Annotated in this window: 28 protein-coding genes; 14 read left to right on the top strand and 14 right to left on the bottom strand. The window is 70.7% G+C overall.

Going from position 1 to position 26,189, the window contains the following annotated elements; translation table 11 throughout:
- Positions 1-37: 37 nt before the first annotated feature.
- Positions 38-670, bottom strand: a complete 633-nt coding sequence (locus ABIE38_RS14285) for a YdcF family protein (protein WP_179523694.1) — start codon at positions 668-670, stop codon at positions 38-40.
- Positions 671-795: 125 nt separating this feature from the next.
- On the opposite strand from ABIE38_RS14285, the gene ABIE38_RS14280 reads away from it, so the two are divergent.
- Positions 796-1,470 (top strand): DNA-3-methyladenine glycosylase family protein, encoded by a 675-nt coding sequence (locus ABIE38_RS14280; protein WP_354057364.1) that lies wholly within the window; start codon positions 796-798, stop codon positions 1,468-1,470.
- Positions 1,471-1,479: 9 nt separating this feature from the next.
- Positions 1,480-1,977 (top strand): thiol peroxidase, encoded by a 498-nt coding sequence (tpx, locus tag ABIE38_RS14275; protein ID WP_179523696.1) that lies wholly within the window; start codon positions 1,480-1,482, stop codon positions 1,975-1,977.
- Positions 1,978-2,060: 83 nt separating this feature from the next.
- Here tpx and ABIE38_RS14270 read toward each other — a convergent pair whose 3' ends face one another.
- Together ABIE38_RS14270 and ABIE38_RS14265 are read right to left on the bottom strand one after the other, a co-directional pair.
- A complete protein-coding gene (locus ABIE38_RS14270; RefSeq protein WP_354057362.1) occupies positions 2,061-2,627 on the bottom strand; it encodes an NADPH-dependent FMN reductase in 567 nt (188 codons plus the stop codon).
- Between the two features lie 65 nt (positions 2,628-2,692).
- A complete protein-coding gene (locus ABIE38_RS14265) occupies positions 2,693-3,505 on the bottom strand; it encodes a PaaI family thioesterase (RefSeq protein WP_354057361.1) in 813 nt (270 codons plus the stop codon).
- A gap of 63 nt (positions 3,506-3,568) precedes the next feature.
- Here ABIE38_RS14265 and ABIE38_RS14260 point away from each other — a divergent pair, with 63 nt between their 5' ends.
- The 5 genes from ABIE38_RS14260 to ABIE38_RS14240 all read left to right on the top strand — a co-directional run bounded on the left by ABIE38_RS14260 (position 3,569) and on the right by ABIE38_RS14240 (position 9,496).
- Positions 3,569-5,017, top strand: coding sequence for a sensor histidine kinase (locus tag ABIE38_RS14260; protein ID WP_354057359.1), 1,449 nt, complete (start codon positions 3,569-3,571; stop codon positions 5,015-5,017).
- 69 nt (positions 5,018-5,086) lie between these two features.
- Positions 5,087-6,484 carry a sensor histidine kinase gene (locus tag ABIE38_RS14255; RefSeq protein ID WP_354057357.1) on the top strand — a complete coding sequence of 466 codons (1,398 nt, stop codon included), beginning with the start codon at positions 5,087-5,089 and terminating at the stop codon, positions 6,482-6,484.
- Positions 6,481-7,215: a response regulator gene (locus ABIE38_RS14250; RefSeq protein ID WP_354057355.1), complete on the top strand. Its 735-nt coding sequence runs from the start codon at positions 6,481-6,483 to the stop codon at positions 7,213-7,215. Before ABIE38_RS14255 ends, ABIE38_RS14250 begins: the two co-directional genes overlap by 4 nt.
- A 152-nt stretch (positions 7,216-7,367) precedes the next feature.
- Positions 7,368-8,249 carry an ABC transporter ATP-binding protein gene (locus ABIE38_RS14245; RefSeq protein ID WP_354057353.1) on the top strand — a complete coding sequence of 294 codons (882 nt, stop codon included), beginning with the start codon at positions 7,368-7,370 and terminating at the stop codon, positions 8,247-8,249.
- Positions 8,246-9,496: an ABC transporter permease gene (locus ABIE38_RS14240; RefSeq protein ID WP_354057351.1), complete on the top strand. Its 1,251-nt coding sequence runs from the start codon at positions 8,246-8,248 to the stop codon at positions 9,494-9,496. Before ABIE38_RS14245 ends, ABIE38_RS14240 begins: the two co-directional genes overlap by 4 nt.
- 74 nt (positions 9,497-9,570) lie before the next feature.
- Here ABIE38_RS14240 and ABIE38_RS14235 read toward each other — a convergent pair whose 3' ends face one another.
- Both ABIE38_RS14235 and ABIE38_RS14230 read right to left on the bottom strand, forming a co-directional pair.
- Positions 9,571-10,263 carry a response regulator transcription factor gene (locus ABIE38_RS14235; protein WP_179523704.1) on the bottom strand — a complete coding sequence of 231 codons (693 nt, stop codon included), beginning with the start codon at positions 10,261-10,263 and terminating at the stop codon, positions 9,571-9,573.
- A gap of 47 nt (positions 10,264-10,310) precedes the next feature.
- Positions 10,311-11,153 carry a serine acetyltransferase domain-containing protein gene (locus ABIE38_RS14230; protein WP_354057349.1) on the bottom strand — a complete coding sequence of 281 codons (843 nt, stop codon included), beginning with the start codon at positions 11,151-11,153 and terminating at the stop codon, positions 10,311-10,313.
- A gap of 105 nt (positions 11,154-11,258) precedes the next feature.
- Here ABIE38_RS14230 and ABIE38_RS14225 point away from each other — a divergent pair, with 105 nt between their 5' ends.
- Positions 11,259-11,582, top strand: coding sequence for a putative quinol monooxygenase (locus ABIE38_RS14225; protein ID WP_354057347.1), 324 nt, complete (start codon positions 11,259-11,261; stop codon positions 11,580-11,582).
- Between the two features lie 63 nt (positions 11,583-11,645).
- On the opposite strand, the gene ABIE38_RS14220 is transcribed toward ABIE38_RS14225, so the two are convergent.
- Positions 11,646-12,464 (bottom strand): DUF1906 domain-containing protein, encoded by an 819-nt coding sequence (locus ABIE38_RS14220; RefSeq protein WP_179523707.1) that lies wholly within the window; start codon positions 12,462-12,464, stop codon positions 11,646-11,648.
- Positions 12,465-12,625: 161 nt separating this feature from the next.
- On the opposite strand from ABIE38_RS14220, the gene ABIE38_RS14215 reads away from it, so the two are divergent.
- Complete coding sequence (locus ABIE38_RS14215) at positions 12,626-13,525, top strand: SDR family NAD(P)-dependent oxidoreductase (protein WP_354057345.1); 900 nt, start codon at positions 12,626-12,628, stop codon at positions 13,523-13,525.
- Positions 13,526-13,579: 54 nt separating this feature from the next.
- Here ABIE38_RS14215 and dapA read toward each other — a convergent pair whose 3' ends face one another.
- Positions 13,580-14,467, bottom strand: a complete 888-nt coding sequence (dapA, locus tag ABIE38_RS14210; protein ID WP_354057343.1) for a 4-hydroxy-tetrahydrodipicolinate synthase — start codon at positions 14,465-14,467, stop codon at positions 13,580-13,582.
- Positions 14,468-14,607: 140 nt separating this feature from the next.
- Between dapA and ABIE38_RS14205 the strand changes: the two genes are divergently transcribed.
- On the top strand, positions 14,608-14,898 hold the full coding sequence (locus ABIE38_RS14205; protein WP_354057341.1) for a hypothetical protein: 291 nt from the start codon (positions 14,608-14,610) through the stop codon (positions 14,896-14,898).
- A 66-nt stretch (positions 14,899-14,964) separates the two neighbouring features.
- On the opposite strand, the gene ABIE38_RS14200 is transcribed toward ABIE38_RS14205, so the two are convergent.
- Positions 14,965-15,090 carry a hypothetical protein gene (locus ABIE38_RS14200; protein WP_259847360.1) on the bottom strand — a complete coding sequence of 42 codons (126 nt, stop codon included), beginning with the start codon at positions 15,088-15,090 and terminating at the stop codon, positions 14,965-14,967.
- A 213-nt stretch (positions 15,091-15,303) separates the two neighbouring features.
- On the opposite strand from ABIE38_RS14200, the gene ABIE38_RS14195 reads away from it, so the two are divergent.
- Positions 15,304-16,056, top strand: coding sequence for a pirin family protein (locus ABIE38_RS14195; protein WP_354057339.1), 753 nt, complete (start codon positions 15,304-15,306; stop codon positions 16,054-16,056).
- On the opposite strand, the gene ABIE38_RS14190 is transcribed toward ABIE38_RS14195, so the two are convergent.
- The 4 genes from ABIE38_RS14190 to ABIE38_RS14175 all read right to left on the bottom strand — a co-directional run bounded on the left by ABIE38_RS14190 (position 16,053) and on the right by ABIE38_RS14175 (position 21,056).
- Positions 16,053-17,759, bottom strand: coding sequence for a BCCT family transporter (locus ABIE38_RS14190; RefSeq protein ID WP_354057337.1), 1,707 nt, complete (start codon positions 17,757-17,759; stop codon positions 16,053-16,055). The two genes, ABIE38_RS14195 and ABIE38_RS14190, sit on opposite strands and share 4 nt — an antisense overlap.
- Before the next feature lie 56 nt (positions 17,760-17,815).
- Positions 17,816-18,376: a CAP domain-containing protein gene (locus ABIE38_RS14185; RefSeq protein ID WP_354057335.1), complete on the bottom strand. Its 561-nt coding sequence runs from the start codon at positions 18,374-18,376 to the stop codon at positions 17,816-17,818.
- A 113-nt stretch (positions 18,377-18,489) separates the two neighbouring features.
- Positions 18,490-19,422: a diacylglycerol kinase gene (locus tag ABIE38_RS14180; protein ID WP_354057333.1), complete on the bottom strand. Its 933-nt coding sequence runs from the start codon at positions 19,420-19,422 to the stop codon at positions 18,490-18,492.
- Positions 19,419-21,056 (bottom strand): FAD-binding oxidoreductase, encoded by a 1,638-nt coding sequence (locus ABIE38_RS14175; protein ID WP_354057452.1) that lies wholly within the window; start codon positions 21,054-21,056, stop codon positions 19,419-19,421. Before ABIE38_RS14175 ends, ABIE38_RS14180 begins: the two co-directional genes overlap by 4 nt.
- Positions 21,057-21,207: 151 nt before the next feature.
- On the opposite strand from ABIE38_RS14175, the gene ABIE38_RS14170 reads away from it, so the two are divergent.
- On the top strand, positions 21,208-21,834 hold the full coding sequence (locus ABIE38_RS14170; RefSeq protein WP_354057331.1) for a TetR/AcrR family transcriptional regulator: 627 nt from the start codon (positions 21,208-21,210) through the stop codon (positions 21,832-21,834).
- Positions 21,831-23,408, top strand: coding sequence for a glycerol-3-phosphate dehydrogenase/oxidase (locus tag ABIE38_RS14165; RefSeq protein WP_354057329.1), 1,578 nt, complete (start codon positions 21,831-21,833; stop codon positions 23,406-23,408). Before ABIE38_RS14170 ends, ABIE38_RS14165 begins: the two co-directional genes overlap by 4 nt.
- Positions 23,409-23,448: 40 nt before the next feature.
- Here the strand turns inward: ABIE38_RS14165 and ABIE38_RS14160 are convergent, their stop codons facing one another.
- A complete protein-coding gene (locus ABIE38_RS14160) occupies positions 23,449-24,225 on the bottom strand; it encodes an acetoacetate decarboxylase family protein (protein WP_354057327.1) in 777 nt (258 codons plus the stop codon).
- 146 nt (positions 24,226-24,371) lie between these two features.
- Here ABIE38_RS14160 and ABIE38_RS14155 point away from each other — a divergent pair, with 146 nt between their 5' ends.
- Entirely contained in the window at positions 24,372-24,557 is a 186-nt protein-coding gene (locus ABIE38_RS14155; protein ID WP_354057325.1) for a hypothetical protein, read from the top strand.
- Between the two features lie 63 nt (positions 24,558-24,620).
- Here the strand turns inward: ABIE38_RS14155 and aspA are convergent, their stop codons facing one another.
- Entirely contained in the window at positions 24,621-26,081 is a 1,461-nt protein-coding gene (aspA, locus tag ABIE38_RS14150) for an aspartate ammonia-lyase (RefSeq protein WP_354057323.1), read from the bottom strand.
- Positions 26,082-26,189: the final 108 nt, after the last annotated feature.

Genomic DNA, 26,189 nt, shown 5'->3' with positions numbered 1-26,189 from the left:
GGCCCGGGCGGTTTGTTCCCCCGCGGCCGAGCCCGGGTCAACCCCGGGCCACCACTCCCGTCACCGGGATACGGCCGTCGACCGCCTGACGGAAGTTGAGCACCGCACGCTGCACGTGGTCGCCCGTAGAGACCACGACCGCGCCGGTGGTCCCGCGCTCGCGGAAGATCTGGTCCGTGAACCGGGCGTTCTGGACCGTCGAGTTGGAGTTGCCCTCCTCGGTGATCCGCCACGGTGCGATCCCGGCGCCGCGGAGCCAGTCGCCCATCGCGCGGGCCTCCGTGCGCCCGTTCTGCGGAACTCCACCGGTCACGATGATGCGGGCGGTGGGGTACTCCCGCGCGAGCCGGAAGCCGGTCCTCAGCCGTTCCTCCAGCACCGGCCGGATCCCCCCGTCGGGATAGAGGCCCGCACCCAGGATCACGATGTCGGTGGTGAACGGATTGACCGTGAGCACCGCCGGGTCGTCGCTCGTGAGCGCGTCCAGGCCGCCGCACATCTGGAGCATCGACTGATCGACGTACTGGCAGCCGACCATGGTCAGGCCGTTGTAGAGCGCGGTTCCCGACGGCAGCTCCGCCGAGCCGGCGGATGCGGTCCCCGCACCGGCCCCCAGCGCGAGCGCCGCCGTGGCCGCGACCGCTGCGAGACGGATGTGTGTCCTACGCACGATGGCGTTCCTCCCCCGAAAAAACAGTGTGAATCATTTCGTGATCCGATAGTTATCGTCGGCCACGGTACCGCTGTTACCTGTGAGGCAGGATGGGTCAGAAAACCGCCCGGTAGCCTGCTCGTATGCCCGCAGGATACGACAAGTCGGCCGCAGTCCGATACCTCTCCCGAGCGGACCCCGAGCTCGGACGCCACATCGAGACCGTCGGTCCGTGCACCCTCACGCCCGCCCCGGACGCCGGACCGCACACCCTGTTCGACCGCCTGGCCTCCTCGATCCTGTCCCAGCAACTGTCGGTCAAGGCGGCCGCGACGATCGCCGGCCGACTCCGGGAGCGGGCGGCAGGACCCCGCCATCTCGATCCCGCTCTCCTCGCCTCCCTCTCCGACGACGAGATCCGTGCCTGCGGGGTCTCCCGCCCCAAGATCGCCGCGCTCCGCGACCTCGCCGACGCGGTGGGGACCGGACGGATCCCCACGATGGCGGAGCTGGAGGGACTCGACGACGAGGAGGTGGTCGCCTCCCTGACCACCGTCCGCGGGGTGGGCCGGTGGACGGTGGAGATGGTGCTGATCTTCCTGTTGGACAGGCCCGACGTGTTCCCCGTGGCCGATGTCGGAGTGCGGCGCGGATTCGAGCGGGTCACGGGACTCGACGGACCCCCCACCGCCGCCCGGATGCTCACCCGTGCGGAGAGCTGGGCCCCCTACCGGTCGGTCGCCTCCTGGTACCTGTGGCGGGCGGTCGACCAGACCGGCCAGGCAGTGCCCGCGCCGACTGCGCCCCCCATCCGGTAGAACGGACGCATGGCAACCACCGCATTCAAGGGAAACCCCGTCTCCACGTCTGGCGAGCTCCCCGCCGTCGGCACCACCGCTCCGGCCTTCGACCTGGTCGGCACAGACCTGGCGCCCGTGACCTCCGAGTCGCTCGCGGGCAAGCGCGTCGTGCTCAACATCTTCCCGAGCGTCGACACGGGCGTCTGCGCGCAGTCGGTCCGCACCTTCAACGAGAAGGCCACTGACCTGGACAACACCGCTGTCATCAACGTCTCGGCGGACCTCCCCTTCGCGCTCAAGCGCTTCTCCGCCGACGAGGGCATCGAGAACGCCTCCGCCGGATCGACCTTCCGCAGCGATTTCGCCTCGACCTACGGCGTCAAGATGGCCGACGGGCCCCTGGCCGGCCTGTGCGCCCGCTCGGTCGTGGTGCTCGACGCCGACGGCACGGTGGTCTACACCCAGCTCGTCGACGAGATCACCACCGAGCCGGACTACGACTCCGCGCTGGCGGCGCTCGCCTGATCCGCGTCAAAGACGGCCGGCCCGCCTCCATGTGGAGGCGGGCCGGCTGGCATTGACCCGTCGGGAGTCGGGCGCGTCGAGTCCTAGGCGCTGCCCGCGGGGATCGGCGCGAACCGACGGACCGCGTCCTCGAGCTGGTCGAAGAGGGTGGAGATCTCCCCCGCGCGCCGGTCGTTCGGCTGGAGACCCTCCGGGCCGAACTCGGTGAACAGACTCAGCGACACCTGCTGACGGACGCCGAACATCCGGAAGTTCGCGATGATCTGGCGCCACTGTTCCACGGCGCGTACGCCGCCCTCGGCGCCGTAGGAGACAAAGGCGACCGGCTTGTCCGCCCATTCGTCGCCGAGTGAGTCGAAGGCGTTCTTCAGGGCGCCGGGAACGCCGTGGTTGTACTCGGGGGTCACAAAGATGAAGGCGTCGTAGGAGTCGATCGCCTCACTCCACCGGGTGACCCGCTCGTCGTCGTACTGCTTGTCCGCGGCACCCGGCACGGTGGCCGAGGTGAGGAGCGGAACGTCGAAGGACTTGAGGTCGACGAGGTCGTAGGTGGCGAGCTCCCTCGACGCCGCCTCCGCTGTGACCCAGTCGGCCACGGCCGCGCCGCCCCGCTCGTCACGGATACTGCCCAGGATGATGCCGATCTTCACTAGCGTCTCCTCCGTCGATCGATGTCGTGGACACCCCGACCGTACTTGAGTGACACGGCAACAATCTACCGCCTGCCGTAGACAGTGACCGACGCCACCGCGCACACCCGGCCACGGGCGTCCCGCGTGACCGCCTGCGCGATCCCCCAGCTCCGACCGTCGTGGAGGGCCTCGGCGCGCACCGTGACCGGACCGACGAGCGGGATCTGCCGCACGTATCTCACGTCGAGCGAGGACGAACTGACCTCTCGCTCGTGCGGGAACACCGCCGCACCCGCCACCTCCGCGACGGCGGCGAAGACCCCGCCGTGCAGGTTGCCCAGCGGGTTGGCCAGCGCCGGTTCGGGCGCGATCACCGCCTCCACCGCGCGGGTGCCCCCCGGGCCGTCATCGTGGTGGTCGATTGTCAGGCACAACACCTCGGCCAGAGTCCCCGGGGCCAGAGCCGAGGGCCACGGCGGCTCGTCATCGTAGCCGTCCGGGTCCACGACCCCCGCGATCTCCATCGACTTGACCAGGCCCGCGGCGACCACCTCGCCGTCGTCATCGAGAACGTAGCCCCGCGTGGTGAGGCAGTGTCCGTCGTCGCCGAGGTGGTCCGTGCGCACGCCCAGGCCGGTCGACCCCTCACGGGGGCGCGCAAGCAGGTCCAGGCGGAGCTCGGTGGTGACGGTCCACATCCCCTCGGGACGACGGCGATGGTTCTCGGCCCCGAGACCGGAGTCGACCAACACCGCCAGGGCTCCCGTGGCGAAGCGCCCGGACGGGTCCACGAACTGGTCGGCGACCGGCTGGTGCCAGCTCACGGTGCCGTCCCCGTTCTGGCTGAAGGTCAGTCCCAGCCGGGGTTCCGGGCCGTGGTGCGTCGATTCCCTCATCTCGCGACGCTAACACGTGTTCCAGACCTGTCCGTCGGGCCCACGTGGCCGCACAATGGAGCCGTGCCCCCACGAGCAGAGCCCCCCCGAGCAGCGCCCCTGAGCAGCGAGGTTCTCGCGACGCCCCGACGCTGGCCGATCCGCACGGCCACCACCGTGATCGCCACCGGGATCGTCATCCTGGTGCTGGCCGCCGCGGCGGGGGGCGCGTGGCTGCTGCTGCGCACCGCCGCGCACAGCGCGATCGACACGGTGGACCGGGGCCGGGCGGTCGACGTGGCGGGGGCGCTGTCCGCGCGCGGGCCCCGGGCCGCCCTCGACCTCGTGGCCGAACCGCTGTCCGGCGTGGACCTCGTGCGGATAGTCGGGCCGGGGGACCGGCTGCTCGCCGCCCAGGTCACCCGCGGACTGGAGGACGTGCCCCCGGTGCCCGCGCCCGCGGCCGGGGAGATCACCCGGCACCAGTTGGAATCGCCCAGCGGGGCGGACCTGCGGGTGACGTCGGTCGGCGTGGATCTGGGCGGCGTGACGTTCGCCGTCGAGGTGGGCACGGACACCGACCGTTACGACACCGTGCTCGCCGCGGGCGCGATCCTGTTCCTGTCCTTCGTGCCCGTGGCCGGACTGGCGACCGCGGTGTTCGTGCACTACGCGATGGGCCGCGTGCTGCGGCCGGTGGAATCGATCCGGTCGCGGGTCGCCGAGATCTCCGCCTCGGGGCGGGGCGAGCGGGTGCCGGTGCCCGAGGCGGAGGACGAGATCGCGCGCCTGGCCCGGACGATGAACGCGATGCTCGCCCGCCTGGACGCCGCGAGGACCGCCCAGGTGGCGTTCGTCGGCGACGCCTCGCACGAGTTGCGCAGCCCCCTGTCCACGCTGTCGACGCTGCTGGAGCTGTCCTCGACCTCCGGCACCCCGGTCGACGTGGAAACCGTGGACGACCTCCTGCTCCCCGAGGTCCAGCGGATGCGGTCGATGGTCGAGGATCTCCTCCTGCTGGCCAAGAACGACGAGCGAGGAGTCCCGCTGCGTCGCGAGGACGTGGACCTCGACGACATCGTGCTCTCCGAGGTCGGGCGGCTCCGTGGACTGGGCGGACTCGACGTCACCGGCGCGGTGGAGCCCGCCCGACTGGTCGGCGACCCCGACGCCCTGCTCCGGGTCGTGCGCAACCTCGTCGACAACGCGCGGCGGCACGCGCGCGAGGCCGTGACGATCGGGCTCACCGTGGATCGCACGAGGCCCGCGGGACCGCGCGCCGTGATCACGGTCGACGACGACGGCGAGGGGGTGCCACCCGAGCAACGTGACACAGTGTTCGACCGCTTCGCCCGACTCGACGCCGACCGCGCCCGGGGCACCGGGGGGTCCGGCCTGGGGCTGGCGATCGTCGCCGAGATCACCCGCTCCCACGGGGGATCGGTCCGGGTCGAGGACTCCCCCGCGGGAGGGGCGCGGTTCGTCGTGGACCTGCCGGTCGAGACCATCGGGGACCTCCCCGACCAGCCGTGACCGATCCGGGCGACCGCCGCTGCGGCGCCGCGCCACCGGCCGGTCCGCGAGCGGATAGGCTCGGCTGTCGTGTGGGCCCGCCTGAACCGCCTCTTCGACGCCGAGGACGCATGGACCCGACCGTTGCCGGAGAGCTACCTCCGGGCCGACGCGGTCCTCGCCCTGGCCATGTTCGCCTGCTCGGCCGTGGGACTGGAGATCCTGCGGAGCATGGGCGTGTTGGGCGGCGAGAGCGCTCCGCTCTGGGCCCAGTACGCGGCGATGGCGAGCGCGGCGGCCCTTCTCGCCATCCGCCGACGGCTCCCGCTCCTGACCGGCCTCGGCGCGACCGCGCATCTGTTGATCATCGGCAGCGTCATGCCACTGGTGATGGGGCAGGTCTCCCAGCAGGTGTTGTACTTCATCGCCGTCTACTCCGCGGTGGCGTGGGCCCGCGACCGCAGGGCGCTGGTGGGTGTGGCGGTGGGGATCACCGCCGCCCTCGTGGTGTGGATGATCTGGTACCTCGCCCTGGGGTCGGGGATGCAGCAGATCCTCGACACGCTCGATGACACCGACCGCTCGTCGGGGCTCGTCCCTCCCGTGCCCGCCTATCTCGTCTACACCGCGCTCATCAACATCGTCTATTTCGGCGGCGCCGCCGCACTCGGGATCGCCTCGTGGCGGGGTGCACGGCGGCGACACTCCCTGGCCGAGCAGGCCGACACCATCGAGAACCAGGCCGAGGCCCTGCGGGACCGCGCCGTCGTCGAGGAGCGTCTGCGGATCGCCCGGGAGCTGCACGATGTGATCGCCCACCACGTCGCGGCGATCGGCGTCCAGGCCGGCGCCGCACGACGGGTCATGGGACACGACCCCGACGCCGCCGCCGGCGCCCTACGGACCGTCGAGGAGTCGTCCCGCTCCGCGGTCGGGGAGATGCGGGCCCTGCTCGGCGCTCTCCGGTCGGCCGACCGGCTCCCCGCCACGGCCTCCGCCGACGCCGCGGCCTCCCCCGCCGGAGACCCGACTTCCTCCCCCGATCCCTCCCGCTCCGCGGGACACGGGGTCACCGACATCGAGCGGCTGGCCGCCTCCCACGACTCAGCCGACTTCTCCACCAGCGTCTCGGTGGTCACCGGGACGGGCCACCCGCTCGAGGAGGTCCCGCCGATCGTCGGTCTGTCCCTGTACCGGACCGCGCAGGAGGCCCTGGCCAACATCCGGCGACACTCCACCGCCGACCGCGCGGGAGTGGTCCTGCGCACGGGCGAGAACCCGGGCGGCAGCCAGTACGCGGAGGTGGAGATCACCGACGCCGGTCGCCCCCGGGCAGGGACCTCGGGGAGCGGCCTGGGATTGCTGGGCATGCGCGAACGGGTGCGCTCTCACGGCGGGGAGTGCGAGATCGGGCCCCGGGTGACCGGCGGCTACCGGGTCCGGGTGCGTCTGCCCTACCGCCCCGACGTGGACGCCGAGCGGGGATGAGCGAGAACAGGGCGGGACCCGGCGCCGCGGTGGGCGAGGACTCCACCGCGGTCCTGCGGGTCCTGGTGGTGGACGACCAGGCGCTCATGCGCTCCGGTTTCTCGATGATGCTCGGCGTGGAACCGGACCTCGAGGTGATCGGCGACGCCGCCGACGGCGCGGAGGCGGTCGAGATGTGCCGGCGGCTGCGACCCGACGTGGTGTTGATGGACGTGCAGATGCCGGGCACCGACGGGATCGAGGCGACGCGGCTCATCTCCGGAGAGGCCCTGGCCAAGGTCCTGATCCTCACCACGTTTGACCGGGACGACTACCTGTTCGACGCCCTGCGGGCCGGAGCGAGCGGGTTCCTGCTCAAGAACTCCGACCCGGAGGACCTGGTCGACGGGGTCCGGGCGGTGGGCCACGGTCACGCGCTGCTCGCGCCCGAGGTCACGCGACGGGTCATTGAGAGACTGACCACTCCCGCCTCGTCGGATGGCCGCGACCCCTCCCCCGCCGACGCAGGATCTCGGCCGCCCGCCCTGGACCTGCTCACAGCCCGCGAGACCGAGGTCCTGCGTCTGGTCGCGCGGGGGTTGTCCAACGCGGAGATCGCGCGCACGCTGGTCGTGGGCGAGGCCACGGTCAAGACCCACGTGTCGGCGTGCCTGTCCAAACTCCACCTCCGCGACCGAGTCCAGGCGGTCGTCCTGGCCTACGAGGCCGGTCTCGTCCAGCCCGGCGAGTGACCGCGACGCCCCTGGCGGTCGTCCGCCGACCGTCTCCCTCCTGAGGGGGAGAACCGCCCGACCAGCCCCGGAGATGTCATCCTCCCGGCTGATCCGCCGGGCCACCCGTCGGCAATAGCGTGGACCCGGTACAGGACACCAGGGAGGACACCATGCTGGAACTCGACGGGCTCACCCGACGCTTCGGGGAGACCCTCGCCGTGGACGATGTCGGATTCGAGGTCCCGCGAGGGGCGATGACCGGTTTCGTCGGCGGCAACGGCGCCGGGAAGACCACCACCATGCGGATGATCATGGGCGTGCTGCAGCCCTCCGCCGGCACGGTCACATGGCGTGGCCGGGAGGTGACCGTCGCGGACCGTCGCACCTTCGGGTACATGCCGGAGGAACGCGGGCTGTATCCCAAGCAGCCCATCCTGGACCAACTCGTCTATCTCGGCAGACTCCAGGGGCGCAGTCCGGAGGGGGCACGACGCTCGGCGACCGAGCTGCTCGGGCGGTTCGGACTCGGCGACCGCACGGCGGACAAGCTCGAGTCGCTGTCCCTGGGTAATCAGCAGCGCGTCCAGATCGTCGCGGCGGTCATCGGCGGGCCGGAACTGCTCGTCCTCGACGAACCCTTCTCGGGGCTCGACCCGGTCGCCGTCGACTCGATGGTCGACCTGCTGCGCGAGTACACCAGCCAGGGCGTGCCCGTGCTGTTCTCCTCGCATCAGCTCGACCTGGTGGAACGACTCTGCGACCACCTCGTCGTCCTGGCGCGCGGGCGGGTCGTCGCCCGCGGGACGGTGGACGACCTCCGCCGACGGGGGCGCGTCCTGCACCGCCTCGTCGTCGGCACCGACGCCGGGTGGGTCCGGGGGCTGCCGGGGGTCCACGTCGTCGACGTCGACGGACCCATCGCCCTGATCGACCTCGACCGCCCCGAGGTGACCGATCTGGTCCTCCGTGAGGCGATGGCGCGCGGAAGCGTCCGTGAACTCGCCGAGGTCGTCCCGACCCTGTCCGAGATCTACCGCGAGGTGACGTCATGACCACCACGACCCCCACCCGGCCACCGGCGACCGATTCCGCGTGGCGCATCGTCGCCGGTCGCGAGATCATGGTCAAGCTCCGCGATCGCAACTTCATCATCTCCACCCTCACCACGATCGCGATCTTCGTCGTCGCGTTCGGCCTGTCGTTCCTCCTCGGCGGGCGCGATGGCGAGAAGACCGTGGCCGTCGCCTCGAACGACGCCGCGGCCATCGTGCAGGCCGCCGGTGCCGGGTCCGCCGCGAACGGCGGAGGCGCCGACCAGAGTGCCGGGTCCGACGCGCAGCCGGTGGCCGGTTCCACGATCGAACTGTCCGTCGTCGAGGTCGCCGACCCCGACGCCGCCGAACGTGCGGTGCGGGAGGGAGACGCCGACGCCGCTCTGCTCGGTGAACCGGGCGCGTGGACGCTCGTCGGGTCGGACGGGGTCGACTCCGACATCGCCGCCGCGGTGGGTTCCGTGGTCGCGGCCGACGCCCTCGAGCGCAATGCCGCCACCGCGGACGTCTCCGTCGAGGAGCTCACCGCCGGTTCCGTCGTGCAGGAGCGTCTGCTCGATCCCGACGGGGCGGCCAACGAGGGCGTCCAGCTGATCGCCGGGTTCGTCTTCGTCTTCCTGTTCTACATGGCGGCGATCCTCTTCGGGTACGCCATCGCCAACAGCGTCGTCGAGGAGAAGCAGTCGCGGATCGTCGAGATCCTCGCCGCCGCCATCCCGTTGCGCCAGCTCCTCGTCGGGAAGGTCGTCGGCGCCACGGTGCTCGCGTTGGGCCAGATGGCGATCTTCGTGGCCATCGGACTGATCGGCCTGACGTTCACCGAGTATTCCGCGCTCCTGCCCTCGGTGGCCGGCGCTGCGGGTTGGTACCTGGTGCTCTTCGTCATCGGTTTCGTCGCACTGGCGTGCCTGTTCGCCGTCGCCGGCGCGTTGGCCACGCGGGCGGAGGACGTCCAGTCCACCTCGTCCCCCCTGCTCACCCTGATCATGATCGCGTCCTTCGCGGGACTGTTCCTCCAGGGCACCTGGCAGGTGATCGGCTCGTACGTGCCGATCATGTCGACGGTGACGATGCCGATCCGCCTGGTCGAGGGCACGGCCGAGTGGTGGGAGCCGGTCATCGCGGCGGTGATCACCCTGGTCGTCGCGGGGGCCGTGATGGTGGTCGCGGAACGGGTCTACCGACGGTCGATCATGCAGACCGGCGGCAAGCTCACCTACCGGCAGGCGCTCTCGCTGACCGAGTGAGCGGATCGCCCGCGGGTCCGGTGACGCGGACAGGACGAGAGGGTCGGAGCCAGAGCGGCGGGGAGCCGGGGCGGTCAGCCCCCGGCCCCCGCCATCTCGCTGTCGACCAGTCGGTAGCCCTGTCCACGCACGGTCTCGATCGCCCGTGCACCGAAGGGGGTGTCGATCTTGCGACGCAGGTAGCCCACGTAGACCTCGACGATGTTGTCGTCCCCGTCGTACGCGGCATCCCACACCGCCCGCAGGATCTGGGGTTTGGACACCACCTGGTTGCGGTTCCGGATCAGGTACTCCAGCACCGCGTACTCCCGCGCCGTCACCGGGATCCGCTCACCACCCCGCCGCACCTCCCGCGCGGCGGGATCGACCTCCAGGTCACCGGCGACGAACGAGACGGGACGCTCGGGGGCACCCCGCCTGACCAGCGCCCTGAGCCGGGCTTCCAAGACCACGAATGAGAACGGTTTGACCAGGTAGTCGTCGGCGCCCAGGTCGAACGCGTCCGCCTCGTCGTACTCCCCGTCCTTCGCGGTGAGCATGAGCACGGGGGTCCAGATCTCGCGACGGCGCATCTCGCGCACCACCTCGTAGCCACTGCGACGCGGCATCATGATGTCGAGGACCACCACGTCGAAGTCCCCGTCGGCGGCCATCTCGAGCCCGATCTCCCCGTCCGGGGCCGTCTCGACCGCCCATCCCCCGGCGGCGAGCCCGCGCCGCACGCTCTCGAGGAGCGCCGGTTCGTCGTCGACCACGAGTACCCGCATACAGTGCCCTCCGCCCGTGTCCCGTTCGACCGCGTGACCCGTGCCGCCTACTCGGCGCCCGGGTCGATCTCCTGGTCCATCTGCTCGGCGGGGACCACCGAGTCGGCGTGACGCCGCACCACCCTGGCGGGCACCCCCGCGACGGTCGTGTGCGGCGGGACCTGGTCGAGCACCACCGAGCCGGCGGCCACCCGCGAGCACTCGCCGACGTGCACGTTGCCCAGCACGATCGACCCGGCCGACAGCAACACCCCCGAACCGATCTTGGGGTGGCGGTCGCCGTCCTCGTTCCCCGTCCCGCCGAGGGTGACGCCCTGGAGTATCGAGACGCCGTCCCCGATCACGCAGGTCTCACCCACCACGATGCCGGTGGCGTGGTCCACGAGGATCCCGGAGCCCACGCGCGCGGCCGGGTGGATGTCCATGGCGAAGACCTCGGACACACGGCTCTGGAGGAACGAGGCCGCCATGACCCGTCCCGAGTTCCACATCTCGTGCGCGACACGGTGGATCTGGAGCCCGAGGAATCCCTTGGCGAACAGGTAGGGAACCAGGTAGTTCGGATAGGCCGGGTTGCGCTCGAAGCTCACCACGAGGTCGGCCGCGACCGCCTCCAGGACGTGCGGGTGCTCGACCAGGATCGCCCGGATCTCCTTCTCGAGGACGTGCCGGCCGATCTCGGGGGTCGCGATGCGTGAGGCCGCGAGCCTCGCGAGGGATTCGCCCAGGTCGTCGCATCCGTCGACGAGATCCAGGACCAGGCCGGCGATGAGGGGCTCGTCGCGACTCCGCGTGGCGTCCACGGACAGCCGGTCCCAGACCGCGCGGACGGAGGAGTCGGCCTCCGTCTGCGGGACGCAGGGGTTCTCGATGCTCAGCTCGATGGTCACCCGGTACAGGGTAGGCCCGTTCGGCTTTCCTGGTCGAGTCACCTCGGTATCGGGTGCGGGGCGCAGCACTCGACGAGGTCGCGTCGGCCCGGGCAGGATGGGGCCATGATGCTCATCAACGTGAGATTCGACGTCAAGCCCGAGTTCGCCGACTCGTGGCTCGAGATCACCCGCGACTTCACCGAGGCCACCAGGGCGGAGCCCGGCAACCTGTGGTTCGACTGGTACCGCTCGCCCGACGCCCCGACCACCTTCCTGCTCTGCGAGGCGTTCCGCGACGGGGACGCGCCGGCCGAGCACGTCGGGTCGGCCCACTTCACGGAGTTCACCGGCTCCGCCGCTCAGTACCTCCAGCGCACGCCGCGGATCATCAACACGACGGTCGACGGCGAGGAGTGGGGAACGATGGGCGAGATCACCGTCGACTGACCCGACCGGGCCCCGGCGACCCGGCGCTCACCTGCCGCGCCCCGGCGCACGGGGCCTCCCGGCTCAGCCCACGCTGCCCAGCGCGGCGCCCACGAGCGCGGCCGGGTCGGTCGGCCACCACTGGCCGTAGTCGAGCGCGTAGACGCGGTTGAGGTCGGAGACGACGCCACCCACCGTCACCTGCTGGCGGATGGGGAGCTGGTGGATGGTGGCGCTCGGGTTGAGGCGCCCGCCGGAGCCCCAGTCGTGCTGCCAGAAGTACTGACCCAGACCGCGCTGGCGGCACCAGTCGATGGTCGGGGCGTTGGCGTACACGCCGAGCTTCATGCCCGCGCCGTGCAGGTGGTGGCGGAAGCGCTCGAGGTACGGCGCGATCAGGTTGTCGAACTCCCAGCGGGTGGGGTTGTCGTCGATCGCGGCGTACATCGGGACCCCGCGGGGACCGCCGGCGGCGAAGTGGATACCGATACCGATCCTGGAATGGTGGTCGCCACCCGCCGCGCCCGCGCGCCAGTCGGCGGTGGTGTCCCTACCGAACTGGTAGCACGAGACCATGTTCAGGCCGTGCGCACGGAAGTCGTCGACCTCACGTCGCAACAACGGCTTGCCGGTCATCCACTCGGCTCCGGGTCGGCGGTTCGAGCAGTACCGCACCGCGCCCATGTGGCCGGCCGCGCGGACGGACGCCGCCGACGGCGGGCCCGACGCGTAGTCGAGCAGCGTGCCGATCGGGACTCCTGCACCCGCGCCGGGGAGTGCACCGAGCGGTGCGGGGATGGATGACTGGGCACCGACCGCGGGAGTGAGCCCCGCGGCGAGGGCGCCGGCCCCGGCCGCACCGAGACCGGCGCGGCGGAGGAAGGAACGGCGGTCGAACGTCATGAGGGAACTCCGAGATCTCGGTCGAAGACGAAAGGCGTGTGTGACGCGTGGGATCTCACCCGCCTCACGCGAGTCTGTCACAAGAACATCGCGGCGTCTCCCCCGGCGTTACCACACAGGTGTCCGACCACGACGCAGGCACGGCTGGTTGACTGTCACCCATGAGCCGCACGCCCAGATGGTCCGCGTCCGACGTCCCCGACCAGACGGGACGGACCCTCGTCGTGACCGGAGCCAACGCGGGGATCGGCCTGGCCACGACAGAGGCACTCGTGGCCCGGGGCGCCCGGGTGGTCATGGCGTGCAGGAACCTCGAGAAGGCCGAGGCCGCCCGGGCCACCCTGCCGCCGGCGGTGCGTGACCTGGCGCTGGTCCGTCGGCTCGATCTGGCAGACCTGGACTCGGTGGACGAGTTCGTCGCCGGGACCGTGGATCGGGTGGATGTCCTGATCAACAACGCCGGTGTCATGAACCTCCCGCCCTCGCGGACCGCCCAGGGTCACGAGATGCAGTTCGGCGTGAACGCCCTCGCTCACCACGCCCTCACCGCCGGCCTGCTGCCGCGGTTGACCGATCGCGTGGTCTGGCTCGGGTCGCTGGCGCACCTCCGCGGGCGCGTCGACACCGACGATCTGAGCATGGACCTGCGCGGATACCGGCCGATGGCCGCCTACGCCAACTCGAAACTGGCCTGCATCATGCTGGCCTATGAATGGCAGCGCCGGCTCGGTCGCGAGGGCAGGGGGATCCGGTCGATGGCAGCCCACCCCGGGTACACCGCCACCGAACTCCTCCGGCAGAGTGGCCGCCCGGCCGCCGACCGGTTCTTCGAGCTGGGCAACTCGATCTCGTGGGCCGGACTGACGCCGGAGACGGGCGCCCTGTCCGTCCTCTACGCCGCGACCGTGCCGGACCTGCCGGGTGCGACCTTCGTGGGCCCCGACCGCCTCGGCGGACTGAGGGGGTACCCGACGATCGCCAGGTCGAGCAGCAGGTCCCGCGACGAGCGGGTCGCCGCCGCCCTCTGGGAGCGGTGCACCGAGATGTCCGCGTTCCGGTAGTCGGCCCGCGGCGGGGTCAGGCCAGCCCGAAGGGGTCAGGCCGGCCCGAAGAGGTCACGCGAGGCCGGACGCGGCCAGTCCCTCACGGAGCCGTTCGAGGTGCTCCGGCGGGCCCTGGAGCAGGGGCATACGCAGCGTGTCGGAGCCGAGCAGGCCCCGCATCTTCAGCGCGGCCTTGATCTGGATGGCCCCCTGCGAGGTGTGCATGATCGCGTCGACGGCCGGGATGAGGCGGGTGTGGATCTCGCGGGCCCGGGGGAGATCACCGGCATCGACGGCGTCGACCATGGCCCGGTAGTCGTCTCCGGCCACATGCCCGACCACCGACACGATCCCGGTGGCGCCCAGTGCGAGGAACGCGAGGTTGAGCACGTCGTCACCCGAGAACCACAGCAGATCGGTCTCGGCCATCAGTCGGCTGGCCTCGAACAGGTCGCCCTTGGCGTCCTTGACCGCGCGGAGGCCGGGGATCTCTCCCAATCGGCGGATCGTGTCGGAGGACAGGGCCGTGCCGGTCCTACCCGGGATGTCGTAGGCCATGACGGGTCGCCCTCCCGCCTCGGCGACCATCCGGAAGTGCTCCACGATCCCGTGCTGGGTGGGCTTGTTGTAGTAGGGAGTCACCACCAGCAGCGTGTCGGCGCCGCGCTCGACCATCGCGGCGGCCGCCCGCATCGAGTGCTCCGTGTCATTGGTCCCGCAGCCGGCCATCACCGACACACGGTCACCGACCGCCTCGACCACCGCGGCCACGGCGTCGTAGTCCTCCTGGTCGGTGGTCGTGGCGGACTCACCGGTGGTGCCGTTGACCAGCAGCCCGTCGTGACCGTGATCGGCGAGGTGGACCGCGAGTCGCTGCAGCCCGTCGAAGTCGATCGAGCCGTCATCGTGCATTGGGGTCACCATCGCGGTGATGACCCGACCGAAGGGATTGTCCGACATGGGCACCAGGATAGGCGGTCCCGGTTGTTCGTTGCTCCGGTGCGGTCACCGGCAGATCCGGCGGCGATGTCCGGAAGCACGTGGAGGCCGTCGCGGTTAGGGTCGTCACCACCCCCACTCGCACGACCCAGGAGGACCACATGAGCTCGGAGACACCCCCGGAGACCCCAGAGGACCTGGGCAACACCATCGACGGAACGCGTGTCGGTGACGGAAGCACGCCGGATCGTTCCGCGGATCAGGGAGCGACCGGAATCGACCCGGACGCCCCGGGCAGCGGTGGACACAGCGACGGCCGGAGCGTCGGCAACGGTGACGGCACCGCGACCACGGGATCGCGCGACCTCGAGGAACAGAAGCGCATCTATCAGACCCCGGAACAGCCGGATCACGCCCTCGGCGGGAGCGAGGGCACGGCCGACGGGATGTGATCCCCGGCGCGCCGCCCTACGACCCGGACGCGTTCCGGCTCGTAGCGGCCCGGCTCGAGTGGATGGTCAGCGAACCTTGTCCGGGTTGGTGTCCAGGAAACGGCCCAGGGTGTGGTCGACGACGATGTGAGCCACCTCGCTGGTGGTGGCCACACCCACGCGCAGCGTGGCGGCCAGAGCGTTCTGCAACATGGAAACCTCCCGGCAGGCGATGTGACTCCCGTCACTGACAACTGTCACCTTACGCCCGCGGGCAGGAGACCGTCGCCGTATCAGCGAAAAGCCTGGACGACCGTTCTGGACAGGCGCCCCGGCCGAAGCCAACCACTCGAGGGTATTGTTGTTGCATCAGCTAGTCAAGGGGGCGTCGTGCTCGGTGGACAGGTCACACTCCGTCGGTCGGCCATGCGCTCCCACACCGGTGGCGGCTGGTTGGACTCCCGTCACTCCTTCTCCTTCGCCCGCCACCAGGATCCGATGAACACCCACTTCGGGCGACTCCTCGTCAACAACGACGATCGGATCGCGCCGGGTTCCGGGTTCGACACCCACGGCCACCGGGACATGGAGATCGTCACCTGGGTGCTGTCCGGTTCGCTGGTCCACCAGGACTCGGAGGGCCACAACGGCATCATCTACCCCGGTCTCGCCCAGCGGATGAGCGCGGGGACGGGGATCCTGCACTCCGAGCGCAACGACGGCTGGCGCGACGGATCGATCCAGCATTCCGAGGCCCCGGCCGAACCGGTACACCTGGTCCAGATGTGGGTCGTCCCGGACTCCACCGGTGGGGACCCGGGGTACGACCAGCGCGAGATCGCCCCCGACGAGTTGGAGAACCACCTCGCCGTCGTCGCGGGAGGACTCCGGACCCACGCCGACCGGGCCGCCATCCGGATCCGTAACAGCACCTCCGCGCTGCTCGCCGCGCGACTACAGCCGGGTCGGTCGGTTCAGCTCCCCGATGCGCCGTACCTCCACCTCTACGTGCCCGTCGGCTCGGTCGATCTGGAGGGCGAGGGCGAACTGGCCACCGGTGACGCCGCGCGACTCACCGCCACGGGTGGTCGCCGGGTCACCGCCGGCGCCGACGGGGCCGAGATCCTCGTGTGGGAGATGCACGCGGCGATGACGATGCTCGACGTGCGAGGACACTAGTCGGGTGACTGGAGTGGATTCGGCGCGCCGTCGTCCTCCTCCCCCGGGATCCGGTGCAGCGGACCGATCGGCTCGGGCGAAGGTGTGGTCTCGTTCTTCTCGAACTCCTCGGGCGAGTAGGCGCGATCCCACTGCCTGGTCACCGTGGGCGGGCGTTCGCCGAGGTCGGCGGAGATGCCCTTGACGAGGCTGTACATCATCACGAAGCCCATGACGAAGAACGGCAGGCCGATGACGGTGATGACCTCCTGCAGGGCGCTGAGACCACCGGTCCCGGTGCCGGCGAGCAGCGTCGCGGCGGTGGCGCCCATGAGGACGCCCCAGATGATGCGCTGGTGGACGGGCGACGGGGCGACTGTGTCGTCCTCGCCCGAGGCCATCATGTCGACGACCATCGCGGCCGAGTCGACCGAGGTGGTGAAGAAGATGACGACGATCAGCACCGCGATCCCGGAGACGAGGGTGGCGAGTGGGTAGTTGGACAGGAACGCGAACAGCGCGCCCGGGATGTCACCGTCGTCGACCACCGCCTCGACCAACCCACCGGGTCCGTTCAGTTCGATGTCGAAGGACGCCATGCCGAACACTCCGAACCAGATGATGGAGAAGGCCACCGGGAGGACGAGCACGCCGAAGACGAACTGGCGGATGGTCCGACCGCGACTGATGCGGGCGATGAAGATGCCCACGAACGGCGACCACGTGATGGTCCACGCCCAGTAGAAGACGGTCCACGTGTTCTGCCAGGTCGCCAGGTCGTCGTTGGCCGGGAAGACGTTGTTCCAGAACGCCAGCTCGGGCAGGGTCGAGGCGTAGACACCGAAGGTCTCCACCGTCCCCTTAAGCAGGAACAGGGTGGGACCGGTGACGACGATGAAGACGAGCAGCGCGACGGCCAGGGCGATGTTGAGAGTGGACAGTCGCTTGATGCCCTTGTCCAGACCCGCCGCCACCGAGATGCAGGCGATGGTGGTGACCACGACGATGACGAGCACCTGCACCACCGGGGACACGGCGATCCCGAAGAGCTCGTTGAGACCGGCGTTGATCTGGAGTGTGCCGAGGCCGACGGAGGTCGCCACGCCGAACACGGTTCCCACCAGCGCCACGACGTCGATCGTCTTGCCGATGGGCCCGTAGACCCGGTTGCCCAGGATCGGCGCGAAGATCGAACTGACGCGCGGTGGCATCTTGCGCTTGTAGATGAAGTAGGCGAAGGCCAGGGCGGGCAGCGCGAAGATGGTCCAGGTGTGCAGACCGAAGTGGTAGAGGGTGAAGGCCATGGCCTCCTGGGCGGCCTCCCTGCTGCCGGGATCCACCCCGCCGCGGGGAGGGGTGGCGAAGTGCGAGATGGGCTCGGCCACTCCCCAGAACATGAGGATGGTGCCGATCCCGGCGGCGAACAGCATGCCGAACCACGCCGCCGTGGAATGTTCGGGTTCCTCGCCGTCGGCGCCGAGCCGGACATGACCGAACCGGCTCAGCGCTATCCACAGCAGGAAGAGCAGGAAGATGGAGACCCCGGCGATGTAGAACCACCCGAGGTTGGTCATGATCCACCCCGAGGCGGTGCCGAAGACGTCTCCCACCCAGTCCCCCGCGATGAACGTGACCACCACGAAGGCCACGATGACCGCCACGGTGGTGAGGAAGATCCCCGGGTCTGTCCTGAGCCTCAGTGCGCGTGTGATCCGTTCGGACATGGTCTCCCTCGTCTGTTCGGCCGTGCTTGTCGGCGGGTCGGTCCTCCGGGCTGACGTCAGTACGCGAAGTTGTGTACCACGAACACCTTGCCACCGGCGGAGTACGCGATCCCCATTCCCGCCGAACGGTACCCGGGGTCAATCAGGTTGTCGTTGTGGCCGGGGGAGTTCTTCCACAGGTCGACCAGGCACACCGGTCCGCAGTGGGTACCGGCGGCGACGATGTTCTCCCCGTGGCCGCGGCTCAGCAGGGCCTGGTTGTGATAGACGGCGTCCTGGGCGGCGAGCCGGTCGGCCCACGCCTGCGCCTCGCGGTCCAGGGTCGGGTTGGGCGCCAATGCGCCGAGCCCCCTGGACACCCGGTAGGAGTCGATCTCCCGGACGATGCCCTCGCGCAACCCGCCTGAGACGTCCTGGTAGATCATCCCCGTCGACCCGACCGCCGCCCACACCTCGGCGGGCACCGCCGCACGGGCCTGGGAGACGAGACCGTCCACCACGTGTTGCGGGAGGAACGACGGCAGAGCCTGGGCGGAGGCCGTCGCGCCCCCGCCACCCATCAGAGTGGCGGAGGTGACGGCGATGGTCGCGAGTGACGCGGTGAGCCTGGAGCGCATGGAGGTGATCATGCCGTCTCGGCGAGCCTGAAGCGAACCGATTGGCGGATGAGGTATCGGTGATGCGTAACCCGCGTGACCTGCGTAAATCAGTGTTACAGATGGTGCTGGAGTTACCGTGGTACGAGGAACAGGCCGGCCCCCGCGAGGACCTCGACGGTCACCGGGAGCGGCGCCACGGCGTCACCGTCGGCGAACGCCTCCACGTCCTGCGCCTCGATCCGAACCGACCTGCACCTCCGTGTGGTCACCCCCCGGAGCCCGACATGGGTACCGGAGTAGATCCTGCGGAAGTGCCACGCCAGTCGGGGCTTGGATATCCTGCCGACGTAGCAGACGTCGAACAACCCGTCGGACCGGTCGGCGTCGGGGGCGATCCTCATGTCGCCCCCGTAGCTCCGGGTGATGGCGAACGCGCTGAGGAGGACCTCCGTCTCCACCGTCTCCTCCCCCGCCTCACCGGCGTCGAAGGTCATGCGGAACCGACGGGCCCGGTAGGTCGGAAACTCGATGATCGAGGCCAGGACGTAGCGGAGGGGCCCGCGGAGGATCGTCATCTCGTTGACGCGCCGGTTGACCGCCGAATCCAGCCCCGCGCACAGGACGGAGGCGAAGAGATGCGGATCGCCGCCGTCCGGGGTGGCCCTGCCGAGGTCCACCTGCTCGACCCGGCCGTCGGCGACGACGTCGGCAGCGGCCTCCGGACTGTCCAACGGGATGCCGTACTCGCGGGCGAGGTCGTTCCCGGTGCCCGCGGGAATGATGCCGATCGGGACGCCCGAGAACGCCTGCGCCCGCACCGCCAGGGAGACCATCCCGTCACCGCCGCACACCGCGAGAGCATCCACGCCGTCGGCGATCGCCTGGCGGGCCAGATCGAGGGACTCCTGCGCGCTGGTCCCTCGAAGGGCGTCGACCTCGAGCCCGTGCGACCGCAGCCTCGCGGCCGCCCTGTCGGCGACCCGGTCACCCCGCCCCCCGCCGGCGGCCGGGTTCGTCAGCAGGGCGACCGTGCGGATCCGACGGTCGGACAGCTGCGCGGTCACGGGATCAACGTCCCCGGGTTGCACACTCCCTCGGGGTCGACGGCGTGTTTGACCGCGCGCAGCATCCGCACGCCCACCTCGCCGATCTCGGCCTCGAGGTAGGGCCTGTGGTCCACGCCGACCGCGTGGTGGTGGGTGATCGTCCCCCCGGTGGCCACGATCGCCTCCGATGCCGCCCGCTTGGCCTGCATCCACTGCGCGACGGGGTCCTCGCCCCGCTGACCCGCCACCACGGTGAAGTAGAGCGACGCGCCGGTGGGGTAGACGTGACTGATATGGCACATCACCAGTGCCGGGGTACCGCTGGCCTCGAGCGAGGTGGTCAGCGCCGCGGCGACGGCATCCCGCAGCGCGGGCAGGTTCGACCAGTCGGTGGCGGTCTCCAGCGTCTCGACCAGAGCGCCGTTGTCGAGCAACGCATCACGCAGGACGGGCGCACCGAAGCGACCGTGCTCCCACGCCTCGGCCGGTCCGGCACCCAACGAGACGCCGCCGTGGGCCAGCAGCACCGCCCGGGTCTCGGCGTGGCGCGACCCGGTGTGCTCGGGCGTGCCCTCGAACAGAGCCAGACACAGACAGCCGCCGGCCTCCCCGCCCCCACTCTCGCCGCCCGTGCCCGCACCTTCCGTGCCGACACCCTCGGCCCGCTCCCCGATCGCCTCGGTGGCCGTGGCCAGGTTCACCGCCGTCTCCGCCTCGTCTGACAACCGGATGACGGTGGGGCCGGCGCCCTGTTGCTCGACCGCGCGCAGCGCCGCCGCACCGGTGGCGAAGTCGGGGAACCGGAACGCCTCGTGTCGGACCGTCTCCGGCACCGGGTGGATCCGTAGCCGCACGCGGGTGCACACCCCGAAAGCGCCCTCGGACCCCAACAGCCACTGCCGTAGGTCCGGTCCGGCGGCCGACGCCGGCGCCCGGCCGGCCTCGATCACGCCGATCGGCGTCACCACGGTCAGCCCGCGGACCATCTCGTCGAAGCGCCCGTACCCGGCCGAGGCCTGCCCGGACGAGCGGGTCATCGCGTAGCCGCCCAGGGTCGCATACGGGAAGGACTGCGGGAAGTGGCCGAGCGAGAAGCCGTGTCCGGCCAACAACTCCTCCGCCCGCGGACCGGACAGGCCCGCCCCGAGGACCGCCTCACCCGATTCGGGATCGATCGACTCGAGGGAGTCGAAGTGCGCGAGGTCCACCGAGATCACGGCCCGGTGGCCACCGGCGTCCGGGGTGAGGCCGCCCACCACGGAGGTGCCTCCGCCGAAGGGGACCATCGCGACCCCCTCGCGTCCGCACCAGGCCAGCAGTGCCGCCACCTCGTCGTCGTCACGTGGTGCGACCACCGCGTCAGGGCAGTCCACCTCGGGACGCAGCCGCCAGGACAGCAGATCGGGTGTCGACTTGCCCCTGGCCCGGGGCAGCCGCTGAGCGTCGGCGGTGGAGAGGTTGCCCTCCCCCACGATGGCGGCGAGGGCCGACAGGTCGGGGTCGGCCAGGCGGGACGGGGACGCCGCCACGGCGGCGGGATCGAAGTGCAGGCCGCCCTCGGCGGTCACCCCGAGCACGTCGCGCAGCAGGCCGCGGATGCCCTCGCCCAGGTCCCTCGCCTCGGCCTCCGTGCCCCACCGGGACAGGGCCATGGGCGGCAACGGCAGGTTGTCAGAGGAGTTCATGTCGCTCATACTGGAACAGTAAACCTCAATCTGTTCCGTTTTCCACGATCTCCGCACTGACGGGCACCGAACCCCCGGACGATCGCCACAGGGCGCCGCGCGCCAGTCAGGAGCTCCGGTGACCTCGTCCGCCCCGGCACTGTCGACAGACCGCACCGCCGCCACCCGCGACCGCGCGCTCACGGCCGCCCGCGACTCGATCCTCGAGATCGGGGCCACGCGGACCACGATGGTCGAGGTCGCCCGTCGCTCGGGGGTGGGACGGACGACCCTCTACCGCCACTGGCCGGACATCACCGCACTCTTCGCCGACCTGCTCACCCGCGAGCTCACCGCGGTCGTCGAGCGGGTCGATCCCGCACTCCCCCACTCGACTCTCCCCGACCCGGCACCCGGCGACGCGGACGAGCTCGTGCAGCTGCTGTGCACGTTCGCCGACGAGGTGCGGACGGACCCGCTGCTGGACGCGTTCCGCAGGCACGAGTCCGAGATGCTCTCCGAGTACGTCTTCCACCGGCTCGGTACCTCGCAGCGCCGACTCATCGACGTCCTCCGCGGGCTGCTCTCGCGGGCGGTGGCGAGCGACCCCAGGCTCGCCGGGCGCGATGCCGACCGGACCGCGACCATGCTCTTCCTCGCCGTCCAGGGGCTGGTGTTGTCCGCCCCGCTCGCCGACCCGCCGCTCGACCCGGCCACCTGGCGGACCGAACTGAACCTACTCATCAGGGGGTACCTCGGCCTATGACCGTCCACACCACCGCACTGTCCGCCGCACGTCGGGCTCGTGAGCTCGCCGACCTGCGTGACCGCGACACCCCCGTGGATCTGGTGGTGATCGGAGGGGGCATCACCGGCGCCGGTATCGCGCTCGACGCCGCCTCCCGCGGGCTCGAGACCGTGCTCCTGGAGGCGCACGACCTGGCGTTCGGCACCAGCCGATGGTCGTCCAAGCTCGCCCACGGCGGCCTGCGGTACCTGGCCACCGGCAACGTCGGCATCGCGCGCCGCTCGGCCGTCGAACGCGGGATCATGCTCGAACGCACCGCACCCCATCTCGTGCGACCGCTCGCGCAGGTCGTCCCCGTCTTCCGGGACACCCCGCCGCTCGGAGCGGTGCTCCCCGGGCTGGGGTTCGTCGCCGGCACGCTGCTGTCCCGCCTCGCCGGGACGCGGGCCGACAGGCTGCCCGGCGCGCGGATCCTGGGCGCCGGGAAGGTCGCGCGGTATGTGCCCGGGGTCCGTCGGCACGGGCTGGTCTTCGGGCACCTCAACTGGGATTGCCAGCTGGTCGACGACGCCCGATTGGTCACCGCGGTGGCGCGGACCGCGGCCGGGCACGGAGCCCGGGTGATCACCCGCGCGCGCGTCCTGGAGGCCAGCGGGACGCGGGTCACCGTCCGCGACGAGCTCGACGGGGACGACGACGACTTCGCGATCTCCGCGCGGGCCGTCGTGAGCGCCACCGGCGTCTGGGCCGGTGAGACGACGCCCGGGGTGCGCGTGCGCCCCTCGAGGGGCACGCACCTGGTCATCAGTGCGGCCGCCCTGGGCGATCCCGAGGGCGCCCTCACCGTGCCCGTCCCGGGCGAGACCAACCGCTTCTGTTTCGCCATCCCCGCCGAGTTCGGTCGGCTCCACGTGGGCCTGACCGACGTGGACGCCCCCGGTCCGGTCCCCGACGTGCCGGTGGCGGGCGAGGACGAGGTCGAGTTCCTGCTCGACGTGGTCAACCGAGCACTCGAGACGTCGCTGACGCACCACGACGTGCTGGGGACGTTCTCCGGGTTGCGCCCGCTGGTCGACTCGGGCGACGGCGACACCGCGGACCTCTCACGCGAACACGCCGTGCTCACCTCGGACAACGGGCTCATCACCATCACCGGCGGCAAGCTCACCGAGTACCGGCTCATGGCCGAGCAGGCGGTGGACCTGGTCGTGCGGCGGACCGGCGTCGGCGCGGCGCCGTGCCGCACCACCGACCTGCCGTTGGTCGGCGCACCCGGCCACCCCGAGGTCGCGCGGCCCGGTGCCCACGCGGGCGCGGGTCGCCTGCCGGCGTCGCTCGTGGCCCGCTTCGGACAGGAGGCCGCGACCGTGGTGGCCGAGAGCGTTCTGGATCGGCCGCTGGAGCAGGTGGCGGACGGACTCGACGTGACCCGCGCGGAGTTCTCCTACGCGGTCACGCACGAGGGGGCACTGACCGTCGACGACATCCTCGACCGCCGCAGCCGGGTCGGGTTGGTGCCCGCCGATCGCGCGGCGGCCGAACCCGTCGCCCGGGAGGCGCTCGCCGCATCCCCCCGAGCAGCCACCTCCTGAGCCTGGCCCCTCAGATCCGACCTCGCGGTGGGTCGGGGGTTCAGGAGAGGGTGCGGGGTGCCTGGAACTCGGCCTCGAACCGCTCGAAGGAGAACGTCGCCAGCGCCCGCGCCCGGTCGAGCCCGAGCTCGCGGACGGCCTCGGCGATCCGGGCGATGTGGGGATCGCCGTCCTGGGCCCCGGAGGCGATCGCCACCCGCGCGCCCCCCAGTGGCCGGAACCGACCGCCCGCGACCTTGGCGCCGGCGCGGACCAGGACCGGCTTGCCGTCGAGGACCTGGATGCAGTTCATCCCCAGGGAGTGGCGACCGGGGAGCGGCACCCCCAGGCGGGTGTCGAGCTTCAGGTCGATGCCACCGGCCCCCGAGGACCCCACGGCTCCGAGACGGGCGTCGTCCAGGGCTCCACCGGCCGTCCCGACCATGTCGCCCTTCCACTTGGGAAAGCCCCAGAGTTCGTTGCCCGCCGCGAGCGTGAAGTCCTGGTCGACCGGCAGCTCGTGGATGTGCTGCTGGACACCGACCCCCGGCACCTTGACCTGGAATGCCAACCCCACCTCGTGATATCCACCGAGGACGTTGCCCGGGACGTCGTGGTACCGGACGTGGATCATCGTGACCGGCGTACGACCACCCGGGAGGGACACCGGCTCGGCCCCCGCGGAATCCAGGATCGCGGACTGGGGCCCGGCGGCGATGAGCCGACGGGCGACGGCCGTCCGCGACAGGAACGCGGCGCCCGATATCGAGGCGGAGACGACGGGGACCGGGAACGTGATCTGACGGCCCGCGACGACGCGGGTGGTGGGAGAACTCATGCCCCGACGTTAGCCGCTGCGGTAACAGGTTTCAGCATGTTTCGGGGCTAACGTCCCGGCATCGACCGCGGATAGACCAGGTAGAGGCGGGCACACGGTCCGCCCGCGCGGTACAGATCGCGTCGATGTCCACCAGGAGGCACACCATGTTGAAGGCACTCGCCGACTTCTTCGCCCAGTTCGACTTCACCGTCGGTTCGTCCGCCGCGATCAACGGCTTCATCTCCGGCTCCACCGCCGCCCTCGAGCAGTCGTTCGGCTTCGAGAGCTCGATCGGCCAGCTCGCCGTGAGCAGCATCGGTCAGGTCGGCCCGGTCGAGAACGCCACCTGATCCGGGTCCACCGACTCCGCAGAACCCCGGTCACCCCCTCGGGTGTCCGGGGCGATCGGTGTCTCAGGTGGGGTCCGACAGGTCGTCGGGAGGGGCGGCTGCCAGCTGCCCGCTCGACTTGCCCTTGTACCGGGGCCGCAGCAAATTGGCCGGGGACAGGATGTCGTCGACCTCCTCCGCCGAGAGCAGGCCCATCTCCAACACGACCTCGCGGACGCCACGGCCCGAGCGCGCGCACTCACGACCCACCAAATCACCGTTGTGGTGGCCGATCACCGGGTTGAGGTAGGTGACGATGCCGATCGAGTCCATGACGTTGCGGCGCGCCACCTCCACGTTGGCGGTGATACCCCGGACGCACTTCTCCGTGAGCGTCTCGATCGCGGAGGTGAGCAACGAGATCGACTCGAACATCGCCTGCGCGATCACGGGCTCCATCACGTTGAGCTGCAGCTGCCCCGCCTCGGCCGCCATCGTCACCGTGACGTCGTTGCCGATCACCTTGAAGCAGACCTGGTTGACCACCTCGGGGATGACCGGGTTCACCTTGGCCGGCATGATCGACGACCCCGCCTGGAGCTCCGGGAGGTTGATCTCGTTGAGGCCTGCCCGGGGACCGGAGGAGAGCAGACGCAGGTCGTTGCAGATCTTGGACACCTTCGACGCGGTCCGCTTGAGGGCTGCGTGGACGTTGACGTAGTCACCGGTGTCGCTGGTCGCCTCGATGAGGTTCATCGCCCCCGTCACCGGCAGACCGGTGACGACCCGCAGGTGCTCGACTACCGCACGCCGGTAATCGGGCGGGGTGTTGACGCCGGTGCCGATGGCCGTGGCACCGAGGTTCACATCGAGCAGCATCCGGGCCGCCGCGCCGAGGACGTGGAGTTCCTCGTCGAGGGTCACCGCGAACCCACCGAACTCCTGGCCCAGCGACATGGGGACGGCGTCCTGCAGCTGCGTCCGGCCCATCTTGAGGACCTCGCGGAACTCCTCCGACTTGTCGTAGAAGGCCTCCCGCAACGCGACGATCGCCGGCTCGAGCCGCTCGAGGGAGTGCCACAGGGCGATCCGGAAACCGGTCGGATAGGCGTCGTTGGTGGACTGCGAACGGTTGACGTCGTCGTTCGGACTGATGACATCGTAGGCGCCCTTGGGTCGCCCGATCCGCTCCAGCGCGAGGTTGGCCACCACCTCGTTGGTGTTCATGTTGACCGACGTTCCGGCCCCGCCCTGGTAGACGCACGAGGGGAACTGGTCCATGCAGCGACCGTCCAGCAGGATCTCGTCGCACGCACCGACAATGGCTTCCGCGACGTCCGGGTCCAGTACACCCATCTCCAGGTTCGCCAGCGCGGCGGCCTTCTTGACCATGACCATCCCGCGGATGAAGTCCGGGATGTCGCTGATGGTCGTGGGGTCGATGGGGAAGTTCTCGACGGCACGCACGGTGTGGATCCCGTAATAGGCGTCAGCCGGGACCGCCTTCTCACCGAGCAGGTCTCGTTCCACACGGGTCTGGGTCATACGTCCTCCGCTGATCGGGTCGACACGATCCACAGTAGACACGGCCCGCGGCCAGTGCGCGGTGTCACGGTTCGCGGGGATCCCCCGCCGCCGCGCGACCTTGCCTAG

It is taken from the genome of Dietzia sp. 2505 (assembly GCF_040546785.1).
In the GTDB taxonomy this organism is placed as follows: Bacteria; Actinomycetota; Actinomycetes; order Mycobacteriales; family Mycobacteriaceae; genus Dietzia.
This window is presented reverse-complemented; position numbering and strand designations above follow the sequence as displayed.

Bases quoted from the DNA above. Each gene is read 5' to 3' on its own strand.
- ABIE38_RS14200 (WP_259847360.1), bottom strand. From the start codon at position 15,090: ATGTTGCAGAACGCTCTGGCCGCCACGCTGCGCGTGGGTGTGGCCACC.
- ABIE38_RS14215 (WP_354057345.1), top strand. From the start codon at position 12,626: ATGAGCCGCACGCCCAGATGGTCCGCGTCCGACGTCCCCGACCAGACG.
- ABIE38_RS14280 (WP_354057364.1), top strand. From the start codon at position 796: ATGCCCGCAGGATACGACAAGTCGGCCGCAGTCCGATACCTCTCCCGA.
- ABIE38_RS14155 (WP_354057325.1), top strand. From the start codon at position 24,372: ATGTTGAAGGCACTCGCCGACTTCTTCGCCCAGTTCGACTTCACCGTC.
- dapA (WP_354057343.1), bottom strand. From the start codon at position 14,467: ATGTCGGACAATCCCTTCGGTCGGGTCATCACCGCGATGGTGACCCCA.
- ABIE38_RS14205 (WP_354057341.1), top strand. From the start codon at position 14,608: ATGAGCTCGGAGACACCCCCGGAGACCCCAGAGGACCTGGGCAACACC.
- tpx (WP_179523696.1), top strand. From the start codon at position 1,480: ATGGCAACCACCGCATTCAAGGGAAACCCCGTCTCCACGTCTGGCGAG.
- ABIE38_RS14185 (WP_354057335.1), bottom strand. From the start codon at position 18,376: ATGCGCTCCAGGCTCACCGCGTCACTCGCGACCATCGCCGTCACCTCC.
- ABIE38_RS14245 (WP_354057353.1), top strand. From the start codon at position 7,368: ATGCTGGAACTCGACGGGCTCACCCGACGCTTCGGGGAGACCCTCGCC.
- ABIE38_RS14190 (WP_354057337.1), bottom strand. From the start codon at position 17,759: ATGTCCGAACGGATCACACGCGCACTGAGGCTCAGGACAGACCCGGGG.
- ABIE38_RS14165 (WP_354057329.1), top strand. From the start codon at position 21,831: ATGACCGTCCACACCACCGCACTGTCCGCCGCACGTCGGGCTCGTGAG.
- ABIE38_RS14225 (WP_354057347.1), top strand. From the start codon at position 11,259: ATGATGCTCATCAACGTGAGATTCGACGTCAAGCCCGAGTTCGCCGAC.
- ABIE38_RS14250 (WP_354057355.1), top strand. From the start codon at position 6,481: ATGAGCGAGAACAGGGCGGGACCCGGCGCCGCGGTGGGCGAGGACTCC.
- ABIE38_RS14265 (WP_354057361.1), bottom strand. From the start codon at position 3,505: ATGAGGGAATCGACGCACCACGGCCCGGAACCCCGGCTGGGACTGACC.
- ABIE38_RS14195 (WP_354057339.1), top strand. From the start codon at position 15,304: ATGCGCTCCCACACCGGTGGCGGCTGGTTGGACTCCCGTCACTCCTTC.
- ABIE38_RS14235 (WP_179523704.1), bottom strand. From the start codon at position 10,263: ATGCGGGTACTCGTGGTCGACGACGAACCGGCGCTCCTCGAGAGCGTG.
- ABIE38_RS14160 (WP_354057327.1), bottom strand. From the start codon at position 24,225: ATGAGTTCTCCCACCACCCGCGTCGTCGCGGGCCGTCAGATCACGTTC.
- ABIE38_RS14240 (WP_354057351.1), top strand. From the start codon at position 8,246: ATGACCACCACGACCCCCACCCGGCCACCGGCGACCGATTCCGCGTGG.
- ABIE38_RS14175 (WP_354057452.1), bottom strand. From the start codon at position 21,056: ATGGCCCTGTCCCGGTGGGGCACGGAGGCCGAGGCGAGGGACCTGGGC.
- ABIE38_RS14220 (WP_179523707.1), bottom strand. From the start codon at position 12,464: ATGACGTTCGACCGCCGTTCCTTCCTCCGCCGCGCCGGTCTCGGTGCG.
- aspA (WP_354057323.1), bottom strand. From the start codon at position 26,081: ATGACCCAGACCCGTGTGGAACGAGACCTGCTCGGTGAGAAGGCGGTC.